Genomic DNA, 23,232 nt, shown 5'->3' on the forward strand with positions numbered 1-23,232 from the left:
GCGGTCCTCGAGCGGCTTGATGGAAACCGACACGGGTCTACCTCTGCTTTCCTTTGAGACTCAAGACTCGTTAGCACCCTCACATTGAGAGTGCTAACAGCAGTCTATGGATGCGCTGGCACTCATGCAACGTGAGTGCCAATTCCCGACATCCGTCGGGACCGGCGGCGGACGACCCCGTCCGCGACCGCCGTAGGCTGGCCGGATGGATGTCGCCGAGCTCACCGCGCTGCTGACTCCCGAGGGTCTGCGGCTGCTCGACAACCTCGACCCGATCGAGTCGACGGCGGATGTCGCGGCCGCCGTCACCCGGCTGCGCAAGGACGGCCACTCCCCCGATCTCGTATCCGCGGTGGTCGGGCAGGCGCGGCTGCGCCACCGGGCCGAGGCGAAGTTCGGCGAGTTCGCTCAGCGCATGCTCTTCACGCGTGCGGGGCTCGAGCAGGCGACGCGACTCGCTGTCGCCGCGAAGCACGCGGGCCGCTTCCGCGACGCGGGCGTCGATACGGTCGCCGACCTCGGATGCGGCATCGGCGGTGACGCTCTCGGCTTCGCGGCCCTCGGTCTGCGCGTCCACGCTGTCGATGCGGACGAGATCACCGCCGCGATCGCTGCATACAACCTCGCGCCCTTCGGCGACCAGGTTTCGGTGCGACAGGGGCGCGCCGAGGAGGCGGACCTCGACGACGTCGACGCCGTGTGGCTCGACCCGGCGCGCCGCACGGCCGGACACAAGGAGACCTCGCGCACGCGCCCCGAGGACTGGTCGCCGGCACTCGACTGGGCGTTCGACCTCGCAGCACGCAAGCCCACGGGCATCAAGCTCGGGCCTGCGCTCGACCGCGACCTCATCCCCGACGACGTCGAGGCCCAGTGGGTGAGTGCGGATGGCTCGACGATCGAGCTCGTCCTGTGGTCGGGCACGCTCGCGCGGGAGGGCGTGCGCCGCGCAGCACTCGTCATCCGTGACGACACCGCCCACGAGCTCACGGCGGCGACGGATGCCCCGGACGAGCCCGTGCGCGCGCTGGGCGCGTACCTGCACGAGCCCGACGGGGCGGTGATCCGCGCGCGCCTCATCGGCGAGGTGGCACGCTCGCTCGATGCGGGGATGCTGGACGAGCACATCGCGTACCTGACCTCGGATGCCGCGTTGACGAGCCCCTTCGTGTCGACGTTCCGTGTGGTCGACGAACTGCCGGCCGCCACGAAGGAGCTCTCGCGAGCCCTGCGCGACCGCGGTGTGGGGAAGCTGGAGATCAAGAAGCGCGGGGTCGACATCGATCCGGCCGCGTACCGCACTGCGCTGAAGCTGCGCGGACCGGAGGAAGCCACGCTGTTCGTCACGCGTGTGGGCTCGCGTCGGCGGGCGATCCTCGCCGAGCGCGTTCGGCGCCCGGCATCCGCCGCCTGATTCGTGCAGCATCGGGCATCCAGCGACATCCGCGACCCGAGCGTTGTGAGTCCGGCGATGGTGAGACCGATCGCGACGTCGCCCCGCGCTCCTGGCTCCTCGCTCCTCGCTCCTCGCGGGCCGTCCCGCGCTTGAAGAGCGACATCGGGGCACCCAGTCATAGCGGAGGGTCGAGATGCTCAGAAGGGTGCGTCGTGTGCATGGGCGGGGCGGAACACCGGGACGCGGCGTTCGGGCTGCACGACGTACCGTCGTCCGGCGGGCGAGGTCCATTCCAGCGCTCCCCCGCTATCGGGGAGTTGCCGCACCTGCCACCCGCCGTGGTGTTTCACGGTGTGATGCCCCTTACAGAGCGGGGCGAGGTTTTCGAGCGAGGTTTCGCCGCCGTGTTCCCACGCGACGGTGTGGTCGAGCTCGCACCGGTTCGCGGGGATGCCGCATCCGGGAGCCATGCACCGATCGGCGCGCCACCGGACCAGCTTCCGCAACATCGGCGGCGGCCGGTACTGGGAGCGGCCGACCGAGAGGACCATCCCGGTCTCGGGGTGGGTGAGGATCCGCATCCACCCGTCCGCACCACCACACAACTCCCGAGCCCGGTCGAACGGGACCGGTCCGATACCCTCCACCACCGCAGGAGCAAGCCCCGCCGCCGCACGGGCGGAGTCGCTCTCGGCGAGCAGGGTGAGCGCGGGAACCGTGACGGCGACCGTGGCGCGGATGCCGCGCGCGTCGACCGGATGCACGGTCGTGTCACCCTCGATCAGCAGGTCGCTGAGCACATCCGCGCGCACCTGATCAATCGTGCGATCCTCGGCCGACGGAGTCTGTGCGGCAGGGTCGCCAGGCACTGTCTCATCGTGGTTCTTGATGGCCTTGGCGATGGAGGTGAGCCGCCCGTAGATCGCGTGCGCCTCCACCGCGGGCAGGTACGCGCTCAGCCACGCCATCCCGTCATCGACGTGCTCCACCACCACCCGCCGCCGCACCACTGCGGCTTCGTGCCGCTCCGCCAGCGTCACCGACCGGTGCACCTCGATCAGCCGCCTGAGCGCCCGCCGGAACGAGCCCACCGGGAGCTCCTCGGCGAGCGCGACCGCGTCCGCGACCAACGCATCGCGAACTGACGGTTCGCACTCGTCCAGCCGGTCCACGAGATACTCCGCGTGCGCGACCGTCGTCCGCGCCCTGCTCAGCGACTCCAACGCGTCCGGGTACCGGTGCACGAGCGCCTCCGCACGCCGGATCAGGACTCCGGCGGCGTGCTCGGTGATCCGCATCCCCGCCGCCAACTCCAACCGGATGCCCCGCTCCACAACCTCGGTCAGCTCCCGCCCCAACCGGGCCGCGTCCTCCAAGGCCTCATTCCTGGCCTCGTCAATCCGCCAGAACTGCTCCGCGGCGAACATCGTCACCACATCACCCGTCTCGCGCACACGGTCCATCGCATCCGACACCGGAGTACCGGAAACGCCTTCGGCTGCGATCGACATACCCCGACTTTAGAACATACCTACGACACTCTCGCGCGCACGACCAGCACTGTGGAAGCACCGTCGGGAGCGGGCGGCGGGGAGGAGAAGTGTGCTCAGCCGATCAGGCCGACCTCCCACGCGGCGTAGATGAGCCACCCCGCGCTGTAGAGAACCGACAGCGTGCCGAGCACGATCGCCCACGCCGCGACGGCGCTGCTCTCGAGGGGGCGGCGGAGCGCGACGATGCCGAGCACGATGCCGATGAGTCCGATCGGGAACGCCCACCCCACCACGAGCGACGCCGCAAGACCGATGATCGAGCACGCGAGGGCCCACGCCGAAAGGGTGCGGGGCGCAGGCGCGGGCGTCGGCGCCCATTCCGCGTCGGCGGAGTGGACAGGCGCGGGAGTGATGTCGATGGGCGCAGTCGGGAGGCGGCCGAAGCCGCCGCGGTGCTCGCCGGGGAGACGTGGCGCCTCCCCCACGAGGGCGACATCCGGCGACGGCGGCTCGATGATGACAGGCGGCCCGGGTGACGGCACCGCTGGGCGTGTGAGCGCCGGCTCAGCGGGGGCCGCTGCGGCGGGCGGGCCCGCCGGCGCGGCGGTGGGCTGAGCGAGCGTCGCCGCGGGTTGATCCACCGGCGCGGTCGCAGGTCGATCCACCGGCGCGGTCGCGGGCGCAACGGGCGTCACGTCGGGCGCATCCGCAGGCGGCGGCTTCGTGATGGGGGGCGTGGGCGCGGCATCCGTGTCTTCTGCCGCCTCGCCGGCGACCTGCGGCTCGTCGCGTTCGTCGCTCACGACGCGACCTCCTGCGCCTCGGCAACCTGGATCTCGGTGACGGGGAGCGTCGAATCGGCACCGAACTCGAGCGTCGACGGGCCACGGCCCGACATGATGAGCTCCGACGCGAGCGCGGCGATCATCGCGCCGTTGTCGGTGCACAGCGAGAGGGGTGGGATGCGCACCGTCACACCGGCGGCAGCGGCCCGCTCGAGCGTCATGTCGCGCAGGCGGCGGTTGGCGATGACGCCGCCCCCGAGCAGCAGGCGCGGCACGCCGTGATCGGCGCACGCCGCCAGTGCCTTCGTGACGAGCACGTCCACGACGGCCTCGCGGAACGACGCCGCGACATCTGCGACAGGCACGTCCTCGCCGAGGGCGCGGCGCTGCTCGATCCACCGCGCGACGGCGGTCTTCAAGCCGGAGAACGAGAAGTCGTAGCGGTGCTCGGCGAGGTCGCTCGCGCGCGACAGGCCGCGCGGGAAGCGGATCGCGTCGGGATCTCCGGATGCCGCGGCCCGATCGATCTCGGGACCGCCGGGGTACGGGAGACCGAGCAGGCGCGCGACCTTGTCGAACGCCTCGCCCGCCGCGTCGTCCATCGTCTCGCCGAGCAGCTCGACGTCGGTCGTGAGGTCGCGTACGAGCAGAAGCGACGTGTGTCCGCCGCTCACGAGCAGCGCGACCGTCGGGTATTCGAGCGGCGGAGCGTCGGCGTCGAGGATGTCGGCCGCGATGTGGCCCACGAGGTGATTGACCGCGTACAGCGGCTTGCCGAGCGAGATCGCGAGCGCCTTCGCGGCGCCGATCCCCACCATGAGCGCGCCCGCGAGACCGGGGCCGCTCGTGACGGCGACCGCGTCGAGGTCCTGCAGCCGAACGCCGGATTCCGCGAGCGCCGCCTCGATCGCGGGCTCGAGCGCCTCGAGGTGGGCGCGCGCGGCCACCTCGGGCACGACCCCGCCGTAGCGCGCGTGCTCGTCCATCGAGCTCGCGATGGTGTTCGACAGGAGCGTGCGACCGCGGACGATCCCGATGCCGGTCTCGTCGCAGCTCGTCTCGATGCCGAGCACGAGGGGTTCGGTCATGTGCAGGCTCCCGCCTCATCGGGGCTCGGCGTCCGGGCCGCGCGCGAGGCCAGGTCGAGGCGCATCACGAGGGCGTCGACGTCTCCGGGCTGGTAGTACCGGGGTCGGCGCGCGATCTCGACGAAGCCCTCCGACGCGTACAGCGCCTGGGCGACGGGGTTGTCGGCACGCACCTCGAGGAACACCTCGCGCACGCCGCGGCGCTGCGCCTCGTCGAGCAGCGCCTCGAGGATCCGCCGGCCACGCCCGTGGCCGCGATACGCCTCGGCGATCGCGATCGTCTGCACGTCGGCGTCCTTCGCCCCGCGCGGGGCCCGCAGCCCGGCGTACCCCACGAGCACGCCCGCTTCGACGTCGACGACGTACCACCCGTGCCGCGAGCGGAGCTCCTCGCGCATCGACGCCTCCGACCACGCGTCGCCGGGGAACGACGCCCGCTCGAGCGCCATGATGGCGTCGAGGTCGTCAAGGGTCGCGCGCCGCAGGGTCATGCGCCTGCTCCGGATCGCTCGGCGGGCGTCGTCACGGACTTGGGGCCCGACGACGGTGTGACGTCGGGAGCCCGCAGGTACAACGCGTCGTCAGGACCGACCACGCGACCGGCGTCGACGGAGCGGCTCGCGACGAGCGCGACCATCGACGCGGGCACGCTGTGCGCATCGTGGCGCGCGGCGCCGAGCTCTGCGAGAAGCGCATCGAGCTCGTCACGCGGCGCGAGCGCCGGCTCGCTCGCGCGCACCGGGAGCCCGTCGTCGTCGAGCCCGTCGTACACCGTGTACGCGAACTCGCGCCGGCGCGCGTCGGTCACGACCGCGAACCGGCCGACGTCCTCGCCGCGCACGGCGGCGTCGAGCATGAGCGCGAGGGCGACGGCGTCGTGGCTCACGACGGGAACGAATCGGATGCCGCGCCCCAGCGCGAACGCGCGCGCCGCGGCGACCCCGACGCGGAGCCCCGTGAACGGCCCCGGCCCCATTCCCGCGGCCACCGCCTGGATCGCGTCAGGCGAGACGGATGCCTCCTCCAGCGCCCGTACGATGAGGGTGCCGATCACCTCGGCGTGCCCGCGCGGATCGGGCGATTCGATCGCCGACCGCACGACCCCGTCGGGCTCGATCACGGCGACGGCCGTGCCCAGCGAGGTGTCGATGCCCAGAATCACGCGTTCCAGGGTAGTCGGGGCCGGATGCCCGGACGCTGTGCGCTCGAACCGCCGCGCTTCGTCTCGTCGCTGCGCTCCTCGCTCAGCGACCGAGGGATGTCAGCCCGGCGAAGCCGTCCGCCGCGACACCGTCACGATCCGCGGCGCGTTCGCGTCGAGCTCCGCCGCGGCCGGACCGCTCGTGCCGCACGCGTTGTCGACGCCCGTGCCGCCCCACTCCGACTCGAGCTCGACCTCCCACCACGCGTCCTTCTCGAGCACGTCGACGAGCCCCCGGCCCCACTCCACAACGACGACCGAGTTGTCGAGATCGAGGTCGAGGTCGTCGAGCTCCATCGCCGATCCGAGCCGGTAGGCGTCGACGTGCACGAGCGGCGGCCCGTCCACGAGCGACGGATGCGTGCGCGCGATGACGAACGTGGGACTCTGAATCGGCCCACGCACTCCGAGTCCCGCAGCGATGCCCCGGGTGAGCGTCGTCTTACCCGCCCCGAGCGGGCCGGTCAGCACGACGAGGTCGCCGGGGCGCAGCATCCGCCCCATCTGCTCGCCGAGGGCCTGCATGTCTTCCGGCGACGCGATCTCGCGCTGCCCGACCAGCTCGTCGAGTCCGCTCATCCCGACACCTGCCTCCGCGGAACACGCGGGCCGATGCGCGTGACGATCTCGTAGTTGATGGTCCCCGCGGCGCGTGCCCACTCGTCGGCCGACGGCACCCCGAGGGTCGGGTCCCCGAAGAGGACGACCTCGTCGCCGACCGCGACGGAGTGGTCGCCGACCTCGACGACGAACTGGTCCATTGCGACGCGCCCCGCGACGCGGAACCGCGAACCGTTGATCGACACCGGGCCCGCGCCCGACGCCTGCCGGGGAACGCCGTCCGCGTACCCGAGCGGCACGAGGGCGAGGGTCGTCTCGACGCCGGTGCGGTGCGTGTACCCGTACGACACGCCCTGCCCCGCGGGCACCCGCCGCACCGCCGCCACGGGCGCGCGCAGGGTCATCGCGGGTCGCAGCCCGAGGTCGGCCGAGCTGCGGTCGTCGAACGGCGAGAGCCCGTACATCCCGATGCCGATGCGCACGCATCCGAGCCGCGACTCGGGCAGATCGATCGCCGCGTTGGTCGCCGCGATGTGCCGCAGGGGCGGTGCGAGACCCACGGATGCCGCCGCCCCCGTCGCGTCGAGGAACCGCCGCAGCGCTTCGCGGTCGTCGTCGGCGGACGTGTTCGACAGGTGGCTGAACAGGGCGACCACGCGGATGCGGCCGATGCGCTCGAGGCGGGCCGCCTCGGCGAACACGATGCCGTAGTCCTCGGGCGCGATGCCGTTGCGCCCGAGTCCGGTCTCGAGCTTGAGGTGCACCGCGACGGGGCGATCGGCGGATGCCGCGGCGGCCGCCCTCTGCAGCTGGTCGAGGCTCGACACCCCGAGCTCGATCCCCGCGGCCGCCGCCTCGTCGAACGACGCGCCGGGCGCGTGCAGCCACGCGACGATCGGCGCGTCGATGCCCGCGCGACGCAGCGCGAGGCCCTCGCCGATGTCGGCCACACCGAGCCGTGAGGCGCCGCCCTCGAGCGCCGCGACGGCGGACCGCACGGCACCGTGGCCGTAGCCGTCGGCCTTCACGACCGCGATGATCTCGGACTCCGTGAGCCGGCGCAGGTGTCGCACGTTGTCGGCGATCGCGCCGACGTCGATGCGGGCCTCGCGCAGGACGCCGGCCGGGAAGCGCGTCACGCGGCGCCTCCGTCCGACACGGTGGCTCCGTCGGACTCCGCGACGACGTAGGCCGTGGCGAGGCCGGCGTCGTGCGACAGCGACAGGTGCACCATCGTGATGCCGCGGCCCGCGACGGCCTCAGCCGTCGTGCCGGTCAACGCGAACAGAGGGCGACCGGATGCCTCGCGCGTGACCTCGATGTCGGTCCAGCGCACGCCGTCGGATCCGCCGAGCGCCTTGATGAGCGCCTCCTTCGCGGCGTACCGCGCCGCGAGAGAATGCGGCGGGAGCGTGCGTTCGGAAGGTGCGAACAGCCGCTCGATCAGACGCGGGGTCCGCTCGATGCTGCGCTCGAATCGGGCGATGTCGACGAGGTCGACGCCGATTCCGACGATCACCCTGGACCTCCCTCGCGCCGGTCCCCGAGCTCGCCCCGGGCGGGTCCCTGAGCTCGCCGAAGGGTCGGCATCCGCAACCCTACCGAAGGGGGCAGGACGCGGTCCGCTACTCGACCGTGACCGACTTCGCGAGGTTGCGCGGCTGGTCGACGTCGAGGCCCTTCGCCGTCGCGAGCCCCATCGCGAAGATGTGCAGCGGCACGACCGCGAGGATCGGGCCGAACAGCGGGTCGGCCAGCGGAATGCGCAGCACCTCGTCGGAGATCGGCAGCACCGCGGCGTCGCCCTCTTCCGCGATCGCGATCACGCGCGCACCGCGCGCGTGGATCTCGCGGATGTTCGAGACGACCTTGGAGTGCAGCACCGGCGCCTCGCGCGGCGACGGCACGATCACGAACACGGGCTGGCCGGGCTCGATGAGCGCGATCGGCCCGTGCTTGAGCTCGCCCGCCGCGAAGCCCTCGGCGTGGATGTACGAGATCTCCTTGAGCTTGAGCGCGCCCTCGAGCGCGATCGGGTAGCCCGCGTGACGACCGAGGAACAGCACGGAGCGCGTGTCGGCCATCCAGTGCGCGAACTGCTCGATGCGCTCCTGCTCGTTGTCGAGGATGTGCTGGATCTTCTCGGGCACGGACTCGAGCTCGAGAAGCTGGTGCGCGACCTCGGTGGGCGACAGCTCCCCGCGCACCGCGCCGATGTGAAGCGCGAGCAGGTACAGCGCGGTGATCTGCGCGACGAACGCCTTCGTCGATGCGACGGCGACCTCGGGGCCGGCGTGCGTGTACACGATCGCGTCGGACTCGCGCGGAATCGTCGCGCCCTGCGTGTTGCAGATGGAGAGCGTCTTTGCGCCCCGCTCGCGCGCGAACTTGACGGCCATGAGCGTGTCCATCGTCTCGCCGGACTGGCTGATCGAGACCACGAGCGTGTCGGGGCCGATCACGGGGTCGCGGTAGTGGAACTCGTGCGCGAGCTCGACGTCGACCGGCACGCGCGCCCACTGCTCGAGCGCGTACTTGCCGACCATGCCCGCATAGGCGGCGGTGCCGGCGGCGATCACGATGATGCGGTTCACGCCGCGGAAAAGGTCGTCGAGGCCGTCGAGCTCTGGGATGGCGACGGCGCCGTCGCGGATGCGACCGCGCAGCGTGTTCGCGACGGCCTCCGGCTCCTCCGAGACCTCCTTCGCCATGAACGACGACCAGCCGCCCTTCTCGGCGGCCGACGCGTCCCACGTGACCTCGAAGGGCTCGACCTCGACGGCGTTGCCCGAGAAGTCGGTGACCTCGACGCCCGCGGGCGTGATCGCGACGATCTCGTCCTGGCCGATCGCGAGCGCGTGGCGCGTGTGCTCGACGAACGCGGCGACGTCGGATGCGAGGAAGTTCTCGCCCTCGCCGATGCCGATCACGAGCGGCGAGTTGCGGCGCGCGCCGACGACGAGCCCCGGGTGGTCCTTGTGGACGGCGAGCAGCGTGAAGGCGCCCTCGAGGCGGTTCACGGTCGAACGGAACGCCTCGACGAGGTCGCCGCCGTTCGAGCGATACTCGTGACCGAGGAGCACGGCCGCCACCTCGGTGTCGGTCTCGCTGCGGAACTCGTACCCCTGTGCGAGCAGCTCGTCCTTGAGCGCCGCGTAGTTCTCGACGATGCCGTTGTGGATGACGGCGAGCTTGTCGTCGTCGGCGAGATGAGGGTGGGCGTTCGCGTCGGTCGGCCCGCCGTGGGTCGCCCAGCGCGTGTGGCCGATGCCGGTCGTGCCGTCGGCGATCGGCGAGCTGGTGAGCTCATCGCGCAGAGCGTTCAGCTTTCCGGCGCGCTTTCGCATGCCGAGGCCGCCGTCCCCGTCGATGATCGCGATGCCCGCGGAGTCATAGCCGCGGTACTCGAGTCGGGCGAGCCCGGAGATCAGGATGTCCTGGCTCGGGCGAGGGCCGACGTATCCGACGATTCCACACATGCCGACCATCGTAAGCGGGCAGGTTTGCGAGGGACCTGTACGAATACCCGAGCCGCTCAGAGCTTGCGCAGGAGCACCCGCTCGACCGCGTGGTCCTCGGCCTTCCGCAGCACGAGCGTCGCGCGGTGGCGAGTCGGCAGCACGTTCTCCTCGAGGTTGGGGAGGTTGATCGAGTTCCAGTACCCCAGCGCCGTCTCGACGGCCTCCTCGTCGCTGAGGTGCGAGAAGACGTTGAAGAACGAGTTCGGGTTCGAGAACGCGCCGGTCTTGAGCGCCATGAACCGATCGACGTACCACTGCGCGATGTGCTCGGCCTCGGCATCGACGTAGATCGAGAAGTCGAACAGGTCGCTCACCGCGACATCGTTCGGCGTGGGCGGCGGCTGCAGCACGTTGAGCCCCTCGACGATCACGACGTCGGGCCGGCGGACGGTGACGTACGCGTCGGGCACGATGTCGTACTTCATGTGCGAGTAGAACGGCGCACGCGCCTCGGGCGCACCGCTCTTCACGTCGGTGAGGAACCGCACCAGCGCGCGGCGGTCGTACGACTCGGGGAAGCCCTTGCGGTCCATGAGCCCGCGCCGCTCGAGCTCGGCGTTCGGGTAGAGGAAGCCGTCGGTCGTGACGAGCTCGACCCGAGGGGTCCCGGGCCACCGACTCATGAGCTCGCGCAGCAGACGCGCGATCGTGGACTTGCCGACGGCCACGGAGCCCGCGACGCCGACCACGAACGGCGTCGTGGTGTCGTCCTCGCGCAGGAACTTCGCCGTCTCGGCGCCGAGCCGCTTCGTGTTCTCGGCGTAGAGCGACAGGAGGCGCGACAGCGGCAGGTACACCTCGCGCACCTCGGTGAGGTCGAGTCGGTCGCCGAGACCGCGCAGCTGCACGACCTCGGTCTCGCTCAGCGGCTGCGCCATGTCCGCCGCGAGGCGCGCCCATTCCGCACGGCCGATCTCGCGGTAGAGCGAGTGCGCCGTCGTCGTGTCGATCGCTTCGTCGGTGGACATCGCGCCCATCGTAGTTCCCCGCTCCCGCTAACCTGAACGCGTGCGCCTCGGGGTCCTCGACATCGGCTCGAACACCGTCCACCTGCTGGTCGCAGACGTCCGGCCGGGGGGCCGCCCGCTCGCGACGACGAGCCAGAGATCCGTGCTGCGGCTCATGCGCTATCTGCAGCCCGACGGATCGATCTCGGAGGAAGGCGTCGAGGCGCTCGTCGCCGCGACCAGCGAGGCGCGCGAGGTCGCGGCATCCGAGAACGTCGACGAGCTGCTCGCGACCGCGACCTCGGCCGTGCGCGAGGCGGCGAACGGCGCCGAGGTGATCGCGCGCATCGAAGAGGTGCTCGGACAGCCCCTCCAGGTGCTCGGCGGCGAGACGGAGGCGCGTTTCACCTTCCTCGCGGTGCGGCGGTGGTTCGGGTGGGCCGCGGGCCAGATCCTCCTCTTCGACATCGGGGGCGGATCGCTCGAGCTCGCGGCGGGTTCCGATGAACTGCCGGATGCCGCGGCATCCGTCCCCCTCGGCGCGGGGCGCATGACGGTGCAGTTCCTCCCCGGCGACCCTCCCGGCGAAGAGGCCGTCGAACGGCTGCGCGCGCACGCGACCGCGACGCTCGCGCCGGTCGCCGCGGAGTTCCGCGAGCTCCCCCGACCGCAGCACGTGGTCGGGTCGTCGAAGGCGATCCGCTCGCTCGCGAAGCTCGTCGGCTACTCCGTGAGCGGGTGGTCGGGCATCGACCGGTGGCGGCTGCCGCGCGAGGCCCTCGGCTCGTGGATACCGCGCCTCGCACGCATCCCCGCGTCGGCGCGGCAGGAGCTTCCCGGGATCACGCCCGATCGCACGTTCCAGATCGTCGCGGCCGCGGTCGTGCTGCACACCGCGATGTCGGCCCTCGACGTGAGCGAACTCGACGTGTCGCCGTGGGCGCTGCGCGAGGGCGTGCTGCTGCGCTACATCGAGTCGCTCTCGTGGAGTCCCGCAGGCTCGTGACGCGTTCTGCGGCATCCGGCTACACTGTCCCTCCCGGCTAACGAGAGACGGCCCGGAGCCGTTACATCGCGGTAACCGTCGCGGACCGACGGCGAAACGCGAGACCGCTCAGATGAGACCGATCCACCTCAGGGATCGCCCCCCATCGAAAGGTCTCGCAATGAAGACACCCGTGTCCGTGCGGCCGTCTCGGCGGCGGCTCGCGGGGCTCACGGTCGGCGCGCTCACCGCGTCGCTCGTGCTCGCCCCCGTCGTCGCCGCCGCCGCAGCAGCACCACCCGCCGAGGAGAACGTCGTCGCGTCGGGCGACAACTGGTCGGTGACCGACCTCGGCAACGTGTACGAGATCCAGCTCGAGCTCGACGAGCCGCTCGAGATGAAGTCGGACGCCCCCACGATCGAGGTCGACGGCGTGGCCGTCGGGTTCGCGACCGAGTCCGAGAGCGGCACGACGCTCACCGCGCTCACGAGCGACCCCGCCGTCGCCGAGGCCACGACCGTCGAGCAGGGTTGGTTCGCCGAGGCGGGCGCGGCCGAAGAGCCGGCCGTGCCGGAGTCGGCGATCGTCGCCACCGAGGCGGTCGAAGAGGTCGAGAGGGGCCCGGATGCCGCTGTCCACGGCGACTACGCGTACACGAAGTCGATCTACCGCTTCGGCGACCAGGCGATCGACCTCGCGGGCATCGGCGGCATCCGCGGTGAGGTCGAGGGCAAGATCTACCTGCCGACGACGGGCGGGCCGCGCCCGCTGGTCGTGCTGCTGCACGGACGCCACAGCTCGTGCGCGGGCACACCCGCGAACCCGCTGCGCTGGCCGTGCTCGCCGACGCAGGTGTCCATCCCGAGCTACGCGGGTTACGACGGAACGGCCGAGGCGCTCGCGAGCAACGGCTACGCGGTCATCTCGATCTCGGCGAACGCGATCAACTCGAACGACAACCAGCTCGCGCTCGACTACGGTGCGCGCGCCCGTGGGCAGCTCATCCTCGACACGCTCAGCCTGTTCCAGAAGGCGAACAAGGGCGAGCCGGTCGTGCTGCACGACGCCGCGACCGGTCAGGACGTCACGCTCGCCGACGCGCTCACCGGCAACGGCGGCACCGAGGCGGCCCGCATCGACCCGTCGGTCGTCGAGCTCACGCCGGCCGACCTCGAAGGACGCTTCGACTTCTCGCATATCGGGCTCATGGGCCACTCGCGCGGCGGCGAGGGAGTCACGTCGGCCGCGACGCTCAACCAGGGTCTCGACAAGCCCTTCGACATCGTGTCGATCCTGCCGCTGGCCCCGGTCGACTTCGGCCGCATGACCGTGCCGAACGTTCCGACCCTCGTCGTGCTGCCGTACTGCGACGGCGACGTGTCGAACCAGCAGGGCCAGCACATGAACGACGACTCTCGCCACGCATTCGGCGACGACGTGCTGCGCTCCGACGTGTGGGTCATGGGCGCCAACCACAACTTCTTCAACACGGTGTGGACGCCCGGTCTGTACGAGTTCAACGTGAGCGACGACTGGTCGGGCACGAACCCGAACTCGGCCCGCGCGAACGACGAGGTGTGCGGTACGTCGGCCTCGGCATCCGCGACCTCGATCCGGCTGTCGCCCGAGAAGCAGTACGACGTGGGCACCTCGCTCATGGCGGGATGGTTCCGCGCGACCGTGGGCGGTGAGACGCAGTTCCTCGACCCGTTCACGACGGGCGCGAAGACCGCGACGACCGCCGACGTCGACGTGCGCACGGTCGCGACGCAGCCCTCGTCGGCACGCGCCGACCTCGAGACGTTCGAAACCGCGACGACGACCGCGCGCACGTACGGATCGGCCTCGCTCACGGTGTGCGCGAGCCTCGCCGGCCGCGCGGTGCCGCAGGAGCTGCCCGCGTGCTCGACGCTCGCGTCGGCGCAGGTGCCGCACTGGACGACCGTGCGGTTCGCGGGCGATGTCGTGGCGACCCCGGTCGGACGGCTGAGCTGGTCGGATGCGACGGGCGGGATCAGCGTGCCCGTCCCCGCCAAGCTCCGGAACGCCTCCTCGTACACTGCGCTCACGTTCCGGACCGCGGCGGACGAGACGGTCCCCTACGGCGGCGGCACCGACCTCGTGATCACCGTGGTCGACGGCAAGGGCAAGACGTTCAGCGTCTCGGCGTCCGAGCTCAACCCGGGGGCGCTCGTGCGACTGCCGCAGAGTGCGCAGAACCCGACGACGCTCGGCAAGATCGTGCTGCAGAAGGTCAGCCTGCCCCTCTCCGAGGTCGCGGCGGCCGGACTGAAGGTCAACGATCTTCGCGAGGTGCGCCTGACGGGTGCGCCGGGCATCTCGGGCACGCCGGACGGCGCCGCCTACGTGTCGGACCTCGCGTTCGACCGCCCCGCCCTCGGCAAGCCGTCGACCGAGCCGGTGATCTCGGTCGACACCGCGACCACGTACGTCGAGGAGCGCTCGGGCGCCGGCGAGGTCCGCGTGCCGGTCATGCTGTCGGCGCCCGCGAAGGCCGCATCCGAGGTCTACGTCTCGGTCATGGGCTCCGCGGCGGCGACGTCGAAGGTCGGGATCATCGCGACGAAGGTCACGTTCGCGAAGGGCGAGGTCTGCAAGTCGGTGGCCGTCCCGACCTTCGGAGACGACGTGGCATCGACCGCGGCGTCCACGGCGTTCACGATCTCGGTGACCAACACGCGAGGCGTCGTGATGGGCGACGAGGCGTTCGGGCAGGTCGTCGTCCGCGAGGACGACGGAGTGATCGACGGCGAGGAGCTCCCCGCGGTCGGCATCGCAGCGGACCCGTGCGCGGAGGCGAACACGAGGGCGAAGGGCGGCAAGATCTCGGCGCCCAACCCGCCGACGCCGCCGGGCGAGCAGGTCACGGTCACGGCGTCGGGCTTCCGGCCCGGTGAATCGGTGGCGCTCGTCGCAGGCGCCACGCCGCTCGGCGCCCGGATCGCCGACGCGAAGGGCGACGCGACCTTCGACATCGTCATCCCCGACGGCACGCCGCACGGTGGCTTCGAGGTGACGGCCACGGGCGCGGGCTCGTCGATCACGGCGACCGGTGCGGTGAAGGTCAAGAAGGTGCCGGGCAAGAACTAGCCGGCACCCCGACGACGGGGGTGCCCGCCCCACGAGGACGGGCGCCCCCGTCTCGCGTCTGCCGCGGCATCCGTGGCGCGCAGACCCTGGACGCGACCGCCTCGCCTGCCGGATGATTCCCTCATGGCGGAACGGCCGACAGCGATCCGCACCCCCGACCAGCGCATCCGCGTGTTCGTGAGCTCCACGCTGCGCGAGCTCGAGCCCGAGCGCCGCGCGGTCCGTGCCGCCATCGAGCAGCTGCGCCTCGCGCCGGTCATGTTCGAGCTCGGGGCTCGGCCGCATCCGCCGCGCGAGCTCTATCGCTCCTATCTCGCGCAGAGCGACATCTTCATCGGGATCTACGGCGAGAAGTACGGGTGGGTCGCGCCCGGCGAGGACGTCTCCGGGCTCGAGGACGAGTACCTCCTGTCGGGGTCGCTCCCGCGCCTCATCTACGTCAAGGCACCGGCGCCCGAGCGCGAAGAGCGCCTCGCGGGACTGCTCGCCCGCATCCGCGACGACGATCGCAGCTCGTACAAGTCCTTCTCGACGCCCGACGAGCTCTCCGCACTCGTGGAAGCCGACCTCGCGATCCTCCTCGCCGAGCGGTTCGACGAGTCGCGGCGCGTCGCGGAAGCACCCGCGGTCGAGCGGGCCGTCGACATCCCCGCCCCCTACAACCCGATCGTGGGCCGCGAGCGCGAGCGGCGCGAGCTCGCCGACCTGCTCTCGCGTCCCGACGTGCGCATCGTCTCGATCGTCGGGCCGGGCGGAATCGGCAAGTCGCGCCTCGCGATCGAGGTCGCGATCGACGCCATGAAGGCCGGCCGCGACGTCGCGTTCGCGATGCTCGAGTCGATCACGACGCCCGACCGGGTCATCCTCGCGATCGCGCGGGCGCTCGGTGTGACGGGCGCGGCGGGCGAAGGGCCCCTCGAAGACAAGGTCGTCCGGGCGATCGGCGACGGCGACCTCGTGCTCGTCGTCGACAACATGGAGCACGTCATCGACGCGGCGGGACTGCTCGTGCGGATCGTCACGGAGTGCCCGCGCGTGCAGCTGCTCGTCACGAGCCGCTCACCGCTGCGCGTGCGCGCGGAGCGCGTGTACGACCTGGGTCCGCTCGACCTGCCCTCGGAGACCGGCGAAGCGGATGCCGCGGCCCGCGCGTCGGCCGTCGAGCTGTTCGTCGCGAGAGCGGCCGCCGTGCGCCCGGGGTTCGCGCTCACGCCCGAGAACTCCGCTGTCGTCGTGGCGATCTGCCGTGCGCTCGAGGGCGTGCCCCTCGCGATCGAGCTCGCCGCGGCGCGCGTGCGCTCGCTCTCCCCCGCCGACATCCACGCGCGTCTCGAGGACGCGTTCGCGCTCCTCGTGAGCGGGGCCCGCGACCTGCCCGAACGCCAGCGCGCGCTGCGCAACACGATCGCGTGGAGCGTCGACCTGCTCTCCCCCGACGCGCGGGGCGCTCTTGCGACGCTGTCGGTCTTCGCGGGCACGTTCGCGCTCGCGAGCGCCGAATCCGTGCTCGCGGCGGTCGGCGTCGATGGTCCTCTCGCGCAGCTCGAGGCCCTCGTCGACGCCAGCCTCGTCGGCCGGGTCGACGGTGAGGACCAGCCGACGTTCCGCCTGCTGTCGCTCGTGCGCGCGTACGCGTCGACGCTCGGAGACCCCGCGTCGCGGGAGCTCGCGACGCTCGCGTGGATCGCGCACTATCGCGCGACGGCGCGCGAGGCATCCGCGGCCCTGCGCGGCCGCGACCAGCTCGAGTGGCTCGCCCACCTCGACCGCGAAGCTGAGAACTACGCCGCCGTCGCGCGCATGCTCATCGATCGGCGCGAGCTCGACCGCGCCGCCGAGTACATGTGGTCGCTTTACCTCTACCTGTGGATCGGCGGGTACCTGGGCCTCGTGGAGGACTGGGCGACCGAGATGCTCGAGCTCATCGACGAGACGGATGCCCCGGCATCCGTACGCACGCGGGCGATCGCGCTGTACTACCGCAACGCGGTGCTGTTCTGGCAGGATCCGTCGTTCGACACGGGACCGGGCATGCGCGAGTGCCGCGCGCTGTTCCGCGAGACGGGCGACCGGTTCGGCGCGGCCCTCGCGGGGATCTCGCTCGGGCTCGCGCTGCTCGCCCGTCATGGGAGCCCGGACTTCGAGGCGGCCGCCGAGGCGCTGCGCGAGAGCCAGGCCGAGTTCGGTGCGGCGGAGGACACGTGGGGCGAGGCGATGGCCGACGTCATGCTCGCGCGCGTGGACATGCTGACGGGGAACCCGGCCGGCGCGCTCGCCTACACGGAGGAGAGCCTGACGCTCGCCGAGCGGCAGGGCGAGCGCCTCGGCATCGTCATCGCCTTGAACCACCGCGGCTGGACGAAGCTGCTCGGCGGCGACGTCGAGGCGGCGCGCGACGACTTCTCGCGGAGCCTCGACCTGTCGCTCGCGCTCGGCCACGACGAGAGCATCACCTACGGGCTGGAGGCGTTCGCCGGCATCCGTGCCGTCGAGGGCGACGCCGCCGGGGCGGGCCGCCTCGTCGGCGCGGCGCAGACGCTGCGACGCCGCAAAGGGTTCCTCAACCCAGGGATGTTCGAGTTCTACATGATCCCCTTCAACGCCCTGCGCGAGGCCGGACGCGGCGACGAGATCGATCGCGGCATCGCCGAGGGCGTGGCGCTGAGCGTGTCGGAGGCACTGGAGCTGATCCGTGGCTGAACAGGTTGGGCGGGATCGCCTCTTCGTGGCGACGCGCGTCGTCGCGGTGGCGATCTTGCCGTTCCTCGTCATCGCCGCGGTGCTGCTCTTCGCGTTCCCGACGCGCACCGGCGAGCTCTTCGCGTGGGCGATCGACCCGCCGCTCTCGGCCTTCATGCTCGGATCGGCATATGTCGGCGGAGTGCTGTTCTTCGTCCGTGTGGCGACGGCGCACGAATGGCACAGGGTGAAGCACGGCTTCCCCGCGGTCGTGGTCTTCGCGGGCGCGCTGCTCGTCGCGACGCTGCTCCACCTCGACCGGTTCTCGGCGAACCTCTCGTTCGTCGTGTGGCTGATCCTCTACGCCACGACGCCGTTCGTCGTCGCCGCCCTCGCATGGGCCCAGCGGCGAGAGGACCCCGGCGCGCACGATCCGGGCGTGCCGGATGCCGAGACCTGGCGCATTCCGGCGCCGGCGCGGGGCGTGCTCATCGTGGTCGGACTCGCGGCCCTCGGCACCGGCGCAGTGCTCTTCGCCGCCCCGGACTTCGCGATCGCCGTGTGGGCATGGGAGCTCACACCGCTCACCTCTCAGGTCACCGGCGCCGTGCTCAGCCTCACGGGCGTCGTCAACCTCGGGATGGTGCGCGACGACAGATGGTCGTCGTTCCGCATCCTGTTCCAGGCGCAGCTCATCAGCCTGGCGGCCATCGCGATCTCCGTCGGCGCGGCGTGGGACGACCTGCGGTGGGATCGGCCGGCGACGCCGTTCTTCCTCGCGCTCGTCGCCGCAGCGTTGATCGGGTACGCGGCGTTCACCGTGTGGTGCGAGCTCGCGACCCGCAGAGGCCGGTCGGCGGCAGCGCCGTGACGCCGGACGCGACTAGAGCGCCAGGCGCTCCTGCACGATCGCCGCAAGCTGGTCGGCGTGGCGACGCGCGTCGTCCTGCGACGCGGCCTCGACCATGACGCGAACGACGGGCTCGGTGCCCGAGGGACGCAGCAGCACGCGTCCCGACAGGCCGAGCTGCGCCGTCGCGCGGGCGACCGCGTCCTGCACGCCCTCGTCGGTCGCGACGCGCGAGCGGTCGACGCCCTTCACGTTGAGCAGCACCTGGGGGTACACCGTCATGACCGAGGCGAGTTCGGCGAGCGTCTTGCCCCGATGCGCCATCTCGGCGAGAAGGTGCAGGCCCGTGAGGAGCCCGTCGCCGGTCGTCGCGTAGTCGCTCATGATGACGTGGCCGGACTGCTCGCCGCCGAGCGAGAAGCCGCCCTCGTTCATGCGCTCGAGGACGTACCGGTCGCCGACGGCCGTCTGCTCGACGCGGATGCCGTGCTCGGCCATCGCGCGGTGCAGGCCCAGGTTGCTCATGACCGTCGCGACGAGCGTGTCGTCCTTGAGCGTGCCGCGCTCCTTCATCGCGATCGCGAGGATCGCCATGATGCGGTCGCCGTCGACGACGTTGCCGTCTGCGTCGACCGCGAGGCAGCGGTCGGCGTCGCCGTCGTGCGCGATGCCCACGTCGGCCCCGTGCTCCACGACGGCGGCTGCGAGGGAATCGAGGTGCGTCGAGCCGACTCCGTCGTTGATGTTCATGCCGTCGGGGTCGGCTCCGATGACCGTCACACGCGCGCCCGCATCGCGGAACGCGTCGGGTGAGACGCCCGCAGCGGCGCCGTGCGCGCAGTCGAGCACGACGTGGATGCCGTCGAGCCGGTGCGGCAGCGACCCGAGCAGGTGCAGCAGGTAGCGGTCCTCGGCATCGGAGTAGCGGCGGATGCGGCCGACCGCGCCGCCCGTCGGCTGGAGCTTCGGTCCGGCCATCGCGGCCTCGATGCGCTGCTCGACGACGTCGGGCAGCTTGACGCCGCCGCGCGCGAAGATCTTGATGCCGTTGTCGGGCGCCGGGTTGTGCGACGCCGAGATCATGACGCCGAAATCCGCGTCGCGGTCGGCGACGAGGAAGGCCGCGGCCGGAGTCGGCAGCACGCCGGCGTCGAGCACGTCGACCCCGGACGACGCCAGCCCCGCCTCGACGGCGGCCGACAGGAACTCACCGGAGACACGCGGGTCGCGTGCGACGACGGCGGTGATCCGCCGGCCCGCTGCGCGGCGGGCTTCAGCGGTGCGCCCCTGGCCCAGGACGACAGCGGTCGCCTGGGCCAGGGTGAGAGCGAGATCGGCGGTGAGGGGTCCGTTGGCCAGCCCCCGCACCCCATCCGTGCCGAAGAGCGGCATGCGGCTGGAGTTCCCGACGATCAGCGCTTCGAGTACTGCGGGGCCTTGCGGGCCTTCTTGAGGCCGGCCTTCTTGCGCTCCTTCACGCGAGCGTCGCGCGAGAGGAAGCCGGCCTTCTTGAGGGTCGGGCGGTTGTTCTCGACGTCGATCTCGTTGAGGGCGCGGGCGATGCCGAGGCGGAGCGCGCCGGCCTGGCCCGAGGGGCCGCCGCCCTTGATGCGGGCGATGACGTCGTACGCGTCGTTGAGGCCCAGCACCGTGAAGGGGTCGGTGATCAGCTGCTGGTGCAGCTTGTTCGGGAAGTAGTCCTCGAACGCACGGCCGTTGATCGTGATCGTGCCGTTGCCGGGAACCAGGCGCACGCGCGCGATGGCCTCCTTGCGGCGGCCGACCGCAGCGCCGGGGACCGAGAGCACGGGGCGCTCGGCGGCGACGGCCTCGGCGTCGACGGGGGTCTCGGTCGAGTAGTTGGTGGTGTCTTCGATGTTCGCCACGAGTGTGTCCTTAGTCTGTGCGGCGCTTACTGGGCGACCTGGTCGAGGGTGTACGTCTTCGGCTGCTGAGCGGCGTGCGGGTGCTCGCCACCGGCGTAGACCTTCAGCTTCGACAGCTGCTGGCGACCCAGGCTGTTCTTGGGGAGCATGCCGCGGACGGCCTTCTCCACAGCGCGGACGGGGTTCTTCTCGAGGAGCTCCTCGTACGAGACGGACTTGAGGCCGCCCGGGTAGCCCGAGTGACGGTACGCCATCTTCTTCTGGAGCTTCTGGCCGGTCAGGGCGACCTTGTCGGCGTTGACGATGATGACGAAGTCACCGGTGTCGACGTGGTTCGCGAAGGTCGGCTTGTGCTTGCCGCGGAGGAGGGCGGCGGCGTGCGAGGCGAGGCGGCCGAGGACGACGTCAGTCGCGTCGATGACCAGCCACTCGCGCTGGGTCTCACCAGCCTTGGGGGTGTACGTGCGCGTCACAGGAGTGCTGCTTTCTTGATCGAACGGAGGAGTTCGTGAATCCCGCTCCGGGGGTTCTTCGACAGGGGTCCGGGTCTTCCCGGTCCTTGAGCCTGCCGAAGGGTCCAGTGGAGGGCTCACGTTCGCGATGCCGGTCACGCCTCGACGAGCTCAACGGAGCCGGACACCAAACGACAAGTCTACGGCATCCGGATGCCGCACCCAAACCACCGCGGAACGGTGCAGAGGGGCCGACCCTTTCGGGTCGACCCCTCTGCATGCCGCACCCGGCGCCTCCTGCCGGCCTGGGGAAGGGCTCGATACGCGGGAGAGGGGGTGTTTCACGCCGGGCGCGGCTGCTGGGATTCCTCCTTCTGTCCTTCTCCTGCGATCCCTAGGGACCGGTCACCGGAACCGTCGTCCAGGCGGTGGCCTGGTCGGGGTTCTCCGCGCCGTCCGTGTAGGAGACGATCACCCGGATCCACCGGCCGACGTCGGTCGACTTCGGTGCGTAGACCGTCCCCGGAGGCACGATCTCCTCGGGGGCGTACGGCGTCCACTCCGGCTCGGCTCCGGGAGCGTTCGGGTCCGTCGTCGTCCACGACCACTCGTAGATGAGGACCGAGTCCTCGCCGAGGCCTCCGTCGGGGTCGGTCGGCGGACCGGCCACGATCGTCGAGCCGACGAGGAGCGGTTCGGGGTGCATCAGCACCACCGTCCCCGATCCCGACGGGCCCTCCGCGACCGGTGTGTCGGACACCGCCGACGTCACGGTCTGGAAGGTGCCGTCCGCATCCGTCCAGCTCACGGTCACCCGCAGGAGCTGGCCGACCGCCGACTGGTCGGGCACGTAGACGTTCGACGCCGTGCCGAGCGGGTTGGGAAGCTGCTCCCACTCGCTGACGTTCTCGGCGTTGTCGCCCTCGCCGGCCCACCAGGTGTACCGGACGTTGGTCATGCCCTGCAGGTCGTACGGGGCATCCGTCGGGTCGCCATTGGCGTCGGCTTCCCACACCTCGGCCACGACCGGCTCGGCCTCGACCGGGTCCATCGGCGTCATCGTGACCGCGGCGTCCGCCGTGCACGAGATCCATGCGGTGCCGTCCTCGGAGATCTCGGCGCAGCCGTCGAGGAACTGCAGCCGCTCGAACCCGTGGATGACGTCCACGCCGTCGCTCTCCTCAGGCTCAGCCGCACCGACGTGCTCGATGCGCCAGTAGCCGGAGCCGAGCGGTCCGACCGGCGTGATCTCGTATTCGGCGAAGGCGTTGGCGTACTGCGCCGTGTCCATCGAGCTGCCGGCGTTCGGGTCGTCGACGATGTCGCGCACGATGTCGATCGTGCCCGGGTCGAGCGTCCCCGCGAACACGCGGGCCTGGAGCTGGGACGCACTGTCGTAGAAGTTCGTCCCGTCCGTGAGCCGCACGCGCAGCATCTTGTCGCCGTCGAGGTAGTCGTTGCCACCCCGGCCCTCGATGATGTCGTTGCCAGGACCGCCGATGACGATCTTGTGCACGCCATCCGCGTCCGCCTCCGGAGCACCCCGCATGAAGTTGAGCGAGAAGTCGCCCAGGGCGAGCGGCTCGCCGTCAACCTGGATGACCGGACGCAACATCTCCTTCAGGCCGGCGATGCGGCCGAGCGCCTCCTCCGTCGCCTTGTTCAGCTCGATCTCGCTCTCCGACAGGTCGTCCGGGTTCGCGATCGGGCCGCGCAGGATGTCGCTTCCCGATCCACCGGACATCGCCTCGAGCAGGTCGAACCGCGACGGCAGCGGGTTGTTCGGCTCGAACACCCGGTTGAACGCCCAGTCCGCCGTGATGCCGACGTTGGTGCCGTAGTAGGTGATCCAGTCCCATCCGAGGCCGCCGTGGTGGCGGTCGGTCCCGGTGGCGTTGCCGATGAGGATGTCATCGCCGCCTTCGCCTTCGACGTCGTCGTTGCCGAGGCGTCCTGCCACGACATCGTTGCCGCCGAGGGTGTCGTTCTGGAACTGGTCGGCGTTGTCGCCCTGCAGCAGGTCGGCGTGGCCGGAACCCTCGACCCAGTCGTCGTGCTCACCGCCGACGACCGTCATGCGGCCCGTGGTGCCGAGGAAGATGTCATCGCCCATTCCTCCGAAGAGGGTGGTGACGTCTCCGCCGCCGTTGACCATGAAGTCATCGCCGAGACCGCCGAGGCCGAGGTCGACCCCGCCACCCACGTTGATGGCGTCATTGCCCTGCTTGCCCTTGATGTTGTCGTCGCCGAACGAGTCGGTGATGATGTCGTTCCCC

The 23,232-nt window shown here is 71.2% G+C and carries 18 protein-coding genes and 1 pseudogene; 5 read left to right on the forward strand and 14 right to left on the reverse strand.

The features are described from left to right. The first annotated feature begins 205 nt into the window (after nucleotides 1-205). Complete coding sequence (locus VFF97_RS12575) at nucleotides 206-1,414, forward strand: THUMP-like domain-containing protein (RefSeq protein ID WP_325033833.1); 1,209 nt, start codon at nucleotides 206-208, stop codon at nucleotides 1,412-1,414. Nucleotides 1,415-1,593: 179 nt separating this feature from the next. Here VFF97_RS12575 and VFF97_RS12580 read toward each other — a convergent pair whose 3' ends face one another. From VFF97_RS12580 to coaA, 10 genes are all read right to left on the reverse strand, one after another. After that, the gene (locus tag VFF97_RS12580; RefSeq protein ID WP_325033834.1) at nucleotides 1,594-2,907 is read right to left on the reverse strand and encodes an HNH endonuclease signature motif containing protein; all 1,314 of its coding nucleotides are present in this window, start codon (nucleotides 2,905-2,907) and stop codon (nucleotides 1,594-1,596) included. Between the two features lie 95 nt (nucleotides 2,908-3,002). After that, a complete protein-coding gene (locus VFF97_RS12585; protein WP_325033835.1) occupies nucleotides 3,003-3,692 on the reverse strand; it encodes a hypothetical protein in 690 nt (229 codons plus the stop codon). Beyond that, nucleotides 3,689-4,762, reverse strand: coding sequence for a tRNA (adenosine(37)-N6)-threonylcarbamoyltransferase complex transferase subunit TsaD (gene tsaD, locus VFF97_RS12590; RefSeq protein ID WP_325033836.1), 1,074 nt, complete (start codon nucleotides 4,760-4,762; stop codon nucleotides 3,689-3,691). The genes VFF97_RS12585 and tsaD overlap by 4 nt, the downstream gene beginning before the upstream one ends. Then, entirely contained in the window at nucleotides 4,759-5,253 is a 495-nt protein-coding gene (gene rimI / locus VFF97_RS12595; RefSeq protein ID WP_325033837.1) for a ribosomal protein S18-alanine N-acetyltransferase, read from the reverse strand. Before rimI ends, tsaD begins: the two co-directional genes overlap by 4 nt. Continuing rightward, entirely contained in the window at nucleotides 5,250-5,924 is a 675-nt protein-coding gene (gene tsaB, locus VFF97_RS12600) for a tRNA (adenosine(37)-N6)-threonylcarbamoyltransferase complex dimerization subunit type 1 TsaB (protein WP_325033838.1), read from the reverse strand. Before tsaB ends, rimI begins: the two co-directional genes overlap by 4 nt. A gap of 99 nt (nucleotides 5,925-6,023) precedes the next feature. After that, nucleotides 6,024-6,542, reverse strand: a complete 519-nt coding sequence (tsaE, locus tag VFF97_RS12605; RefSeq protein WP_325033839.1) for a tRNA (adenosine(37)-N6)-threonylcarbamoyltransferase complex ATPase subunit type 1 TsaE — start codon at nucleotides 6,540-6,542, stop codon at nucleotides 6,024-6,026. Further along, nucleotides 6,539-7,663, reverse strand: a complete 1,125-nt coding sequence (gene alr / locus VFF97_RS12610; protein WP_325033840.1) for an alanine racemase — start codon at nucleotides 7,661-7,663, stop codon at nucleotides 6,539-6,541. Before alr ends, tsaE begins: the two co-directional genes overlap by 4 nt. After that, nucleotides 7,660-8,043, reverse strand: a complete 384-nt coding sequence (locus VFF97_RS12615) for a holo-ACP synthase (protein ID WP_325033841.1) — start codon at nucleotides 8,041-8,043, stop codon at nucleotides 7,660-7,662. Before VFF97_RS12615 ends, alr begins: the two co-directional genes overlap by 4 nt. Before the next feature lie 106 nt (nucleotides 8,044-8,149). Then, complete coding sequence (gene glmS, locus VFF97_RS12620) at nucleotides 8,150-10,003, reverse strand: glutamine--fructose-6-phosphate transaminase (isomerizing) (protein WP_325033842.1); 1,854 nt, start codon at nucleotides 10,001-10,003, stop codon at nucleotides 8,150-8,152. 56 nt (nucleotides 10,004-10,059) lie between these two features. Continuing rightward, entirely contained in the window at nucleotides 10,060-11,013 is a 954-nt protein-coding gene (coaA, locus tag VFF97_RS12625) for a type I pantothenate kinase (protein WP_325033843.1), read from the reverse strand. Between the two features lie 40 nt (nucleotides 11,014-11,053). On the opposite strand from coaA, the gene VFF97_RS12630 reads away from it, so the two are divergent. The 4 genes from VFF97_RS12630 (at nucleotide 11,054) to VFF97_RS12645 (ending at nucleotide 18,639) form a co-directional block, all read left to right on the forward strand. Further along, the gene (locus tag VFF97_RS12630) at nucleotides 11,054-11,998 is read left to right on the forward strand and encodes a Ppx/GppA phosphatase family protein (protein WP_325033844.1); all 945 of its coding nucleotides are present in this window, start codon (nucleotides 11,054-11,056) and stop codon (nucleotides 11,996-11,998) included. A gap of 160 nt (nucleotides 11,999-12,158) precedes the next feature. Further along, a complete protein-coding gene (locus tag VFF97_RS12635; RefSeq protein ID WP_325033845.1) occupies nucleotides 12,159-15,089 on the forward strand; it encodes a hypothetical protein in 2,931 nt (976 codons plus the stop codon). A gap of 123 nt (nucleotides 15,090-15,212) precedes the next feature. Continuing rightward, nucleotides 15,213-17,789, forward strand: coding sequence for an ATP-binding protein (locus VFF97_RS12640; RefSeq protein WP_325033846.1), 2,577 nt, complete (start codon nucleotides 15,213-15,215; stop codon nucleotides 17,787-17,789). After that, nucleotides 17,782-18,639, forward strand: a complete 858-nt coding sequence (locus VFF97_RS12645; protein WP_325033847.1) for a hypothetical protein — start codon at nucleotides 17,782-17,784, stop codon at nucleotides 18,637-18,639. The genes VFF97_RS12640 and VFF97_RS12645 overlap by 8 nt, the downstream gene beginning before the upstream one ends. Nucleotides 18,640-18,651: 12 nt before the next feature. On the opposite strand, the gene glmM is transcribed toward VFF97_RS12645, so the two are convergent. From glmM to VFF97_RS12665, 4 genes and pseudogenes are all read right to left on the reverse strand, one after another. Next, the gene (gene glmM / locus VFF97_RS12650) at nucleotides 18,652-20,010 is read right to left on the reverse strand and encodes a phosphoglucosamine mutase (RefSeq protein WP_325033848.1); all 1,359 of its coding nucleotides are present in this window, start codon (nucleotides 20,008-20,010) and stop codon (nucleotides 18,652-18,654) included. A 20-nt stretch (nucleotides 20,011-20,030) separates the two neighbouring features. Then, a complete protein-coding gene (rpsI, locus tag VFF97_RS12655; protein WP_325033849.1) occupies nucleotides 20,031-20,504 on the reverse strand; it encodes a 30S ribosomal protein S9 in 474 nt (157 codons plus the stop codon). Nucleotides 20,505-20,530: 26 nt separating this feature from the next. Continuing rightward, nucleotides 20,531-20,977, reverse strand: a complete 447-nt coding sequence (gene rplM / locus VFF97_RS12660; RefSeq protein ID WP_325033850.1) for a 50S ribosomal protein L13 — start codon at nucleotides 20,975-20,977, stop codon at nucleotides 20,531-20,533. A gap of 373 nt (nucleotides 20,978-21,350) precedes the next feature. After that, a pseudogene (locus VFF97_RS12665) lies at nucleotides 21,351-23,232 on the reverse strand (hypothetical protein); the annotation flags it as partial.

It is taken from the genome of Microbacterium sp., assembly GCF_035687345.1.
Taxonomy (GTDB): Bacteria; Actinomycetota; Actinomycetes; order Actinomycetales; family Microbacteriaceae; genus Microbacterium.

Bases quoted from the DNA above. Each gene is read 5' to 3' on its own strand.
- VFF97_RS12575 (WP_325033833.1), top strand. From the start codon at position 206: ATGGATGTCGCCGAGCTCACCGCGCTGCTGACTCCCGAGGGTCTGCGG.
- VFF97_RS12580 (WP_325033834.1), bottom strand. From the start codon at position 2,907: ATGTCGATCGCAGCCGAAGGCGTTTCCGGTACTCCGGTGTCGGATGCG.
- tsaD (WP_325033836.1), bottom strand. From the start codon at position 4,762: ATGACCGAACCCCTCGTGCTCGGCATCGAGACGAGCTGCGACGAGACC.
- rimI (WP_325033837.1), bottom strand. From the start codon at position 5,253: ATGACCCTGCGGCGCGCGACCCTTGACGACCTCGACGCCATCATGGCG.
- tsaE (WP_325033839.1), bottom strand. From the start codon at position 6,542: ATGAGCGGACTCGACGAGCTGGTCGGGCAGCGCGAGATCGCGTCGCCG.
- glmS (WP_325033842.1), bottom strand. From the start codon at position 10,003: ATGTGTGGAATCGTCGGATACGTCGGCCCTCGCCCGAGCCAGGACATC.
- coaA (WP_325033843.1), bottom strand. From the start codon at position 11,013: ATGTCCACCGACGAAGCGATCGACACGACGACGGCGCACTCGCTCTAC.
- VFF97_RS12635 (WP_325033845.1), top strand. From the start codon at position 12,159: ATGAAGACACCCGTGTCCGTGCGGCCGTCTCGGCGGCGGCTCGCGGGG.
- VFF97_RS12640 (WP_325033846.1), top strand. From the start codon at position 15,213: ATGGCGGAACGGCCGACAGCGATCCGCACCCCCGACCAGCGCATCCGC.
- glmM (WP_325033848.1), bottom strand. From the start codon at position 20,010: ATGCCGCTCTTCGGCACGGATGGGGTGCGGGGGCTGGCCAACGGACCC.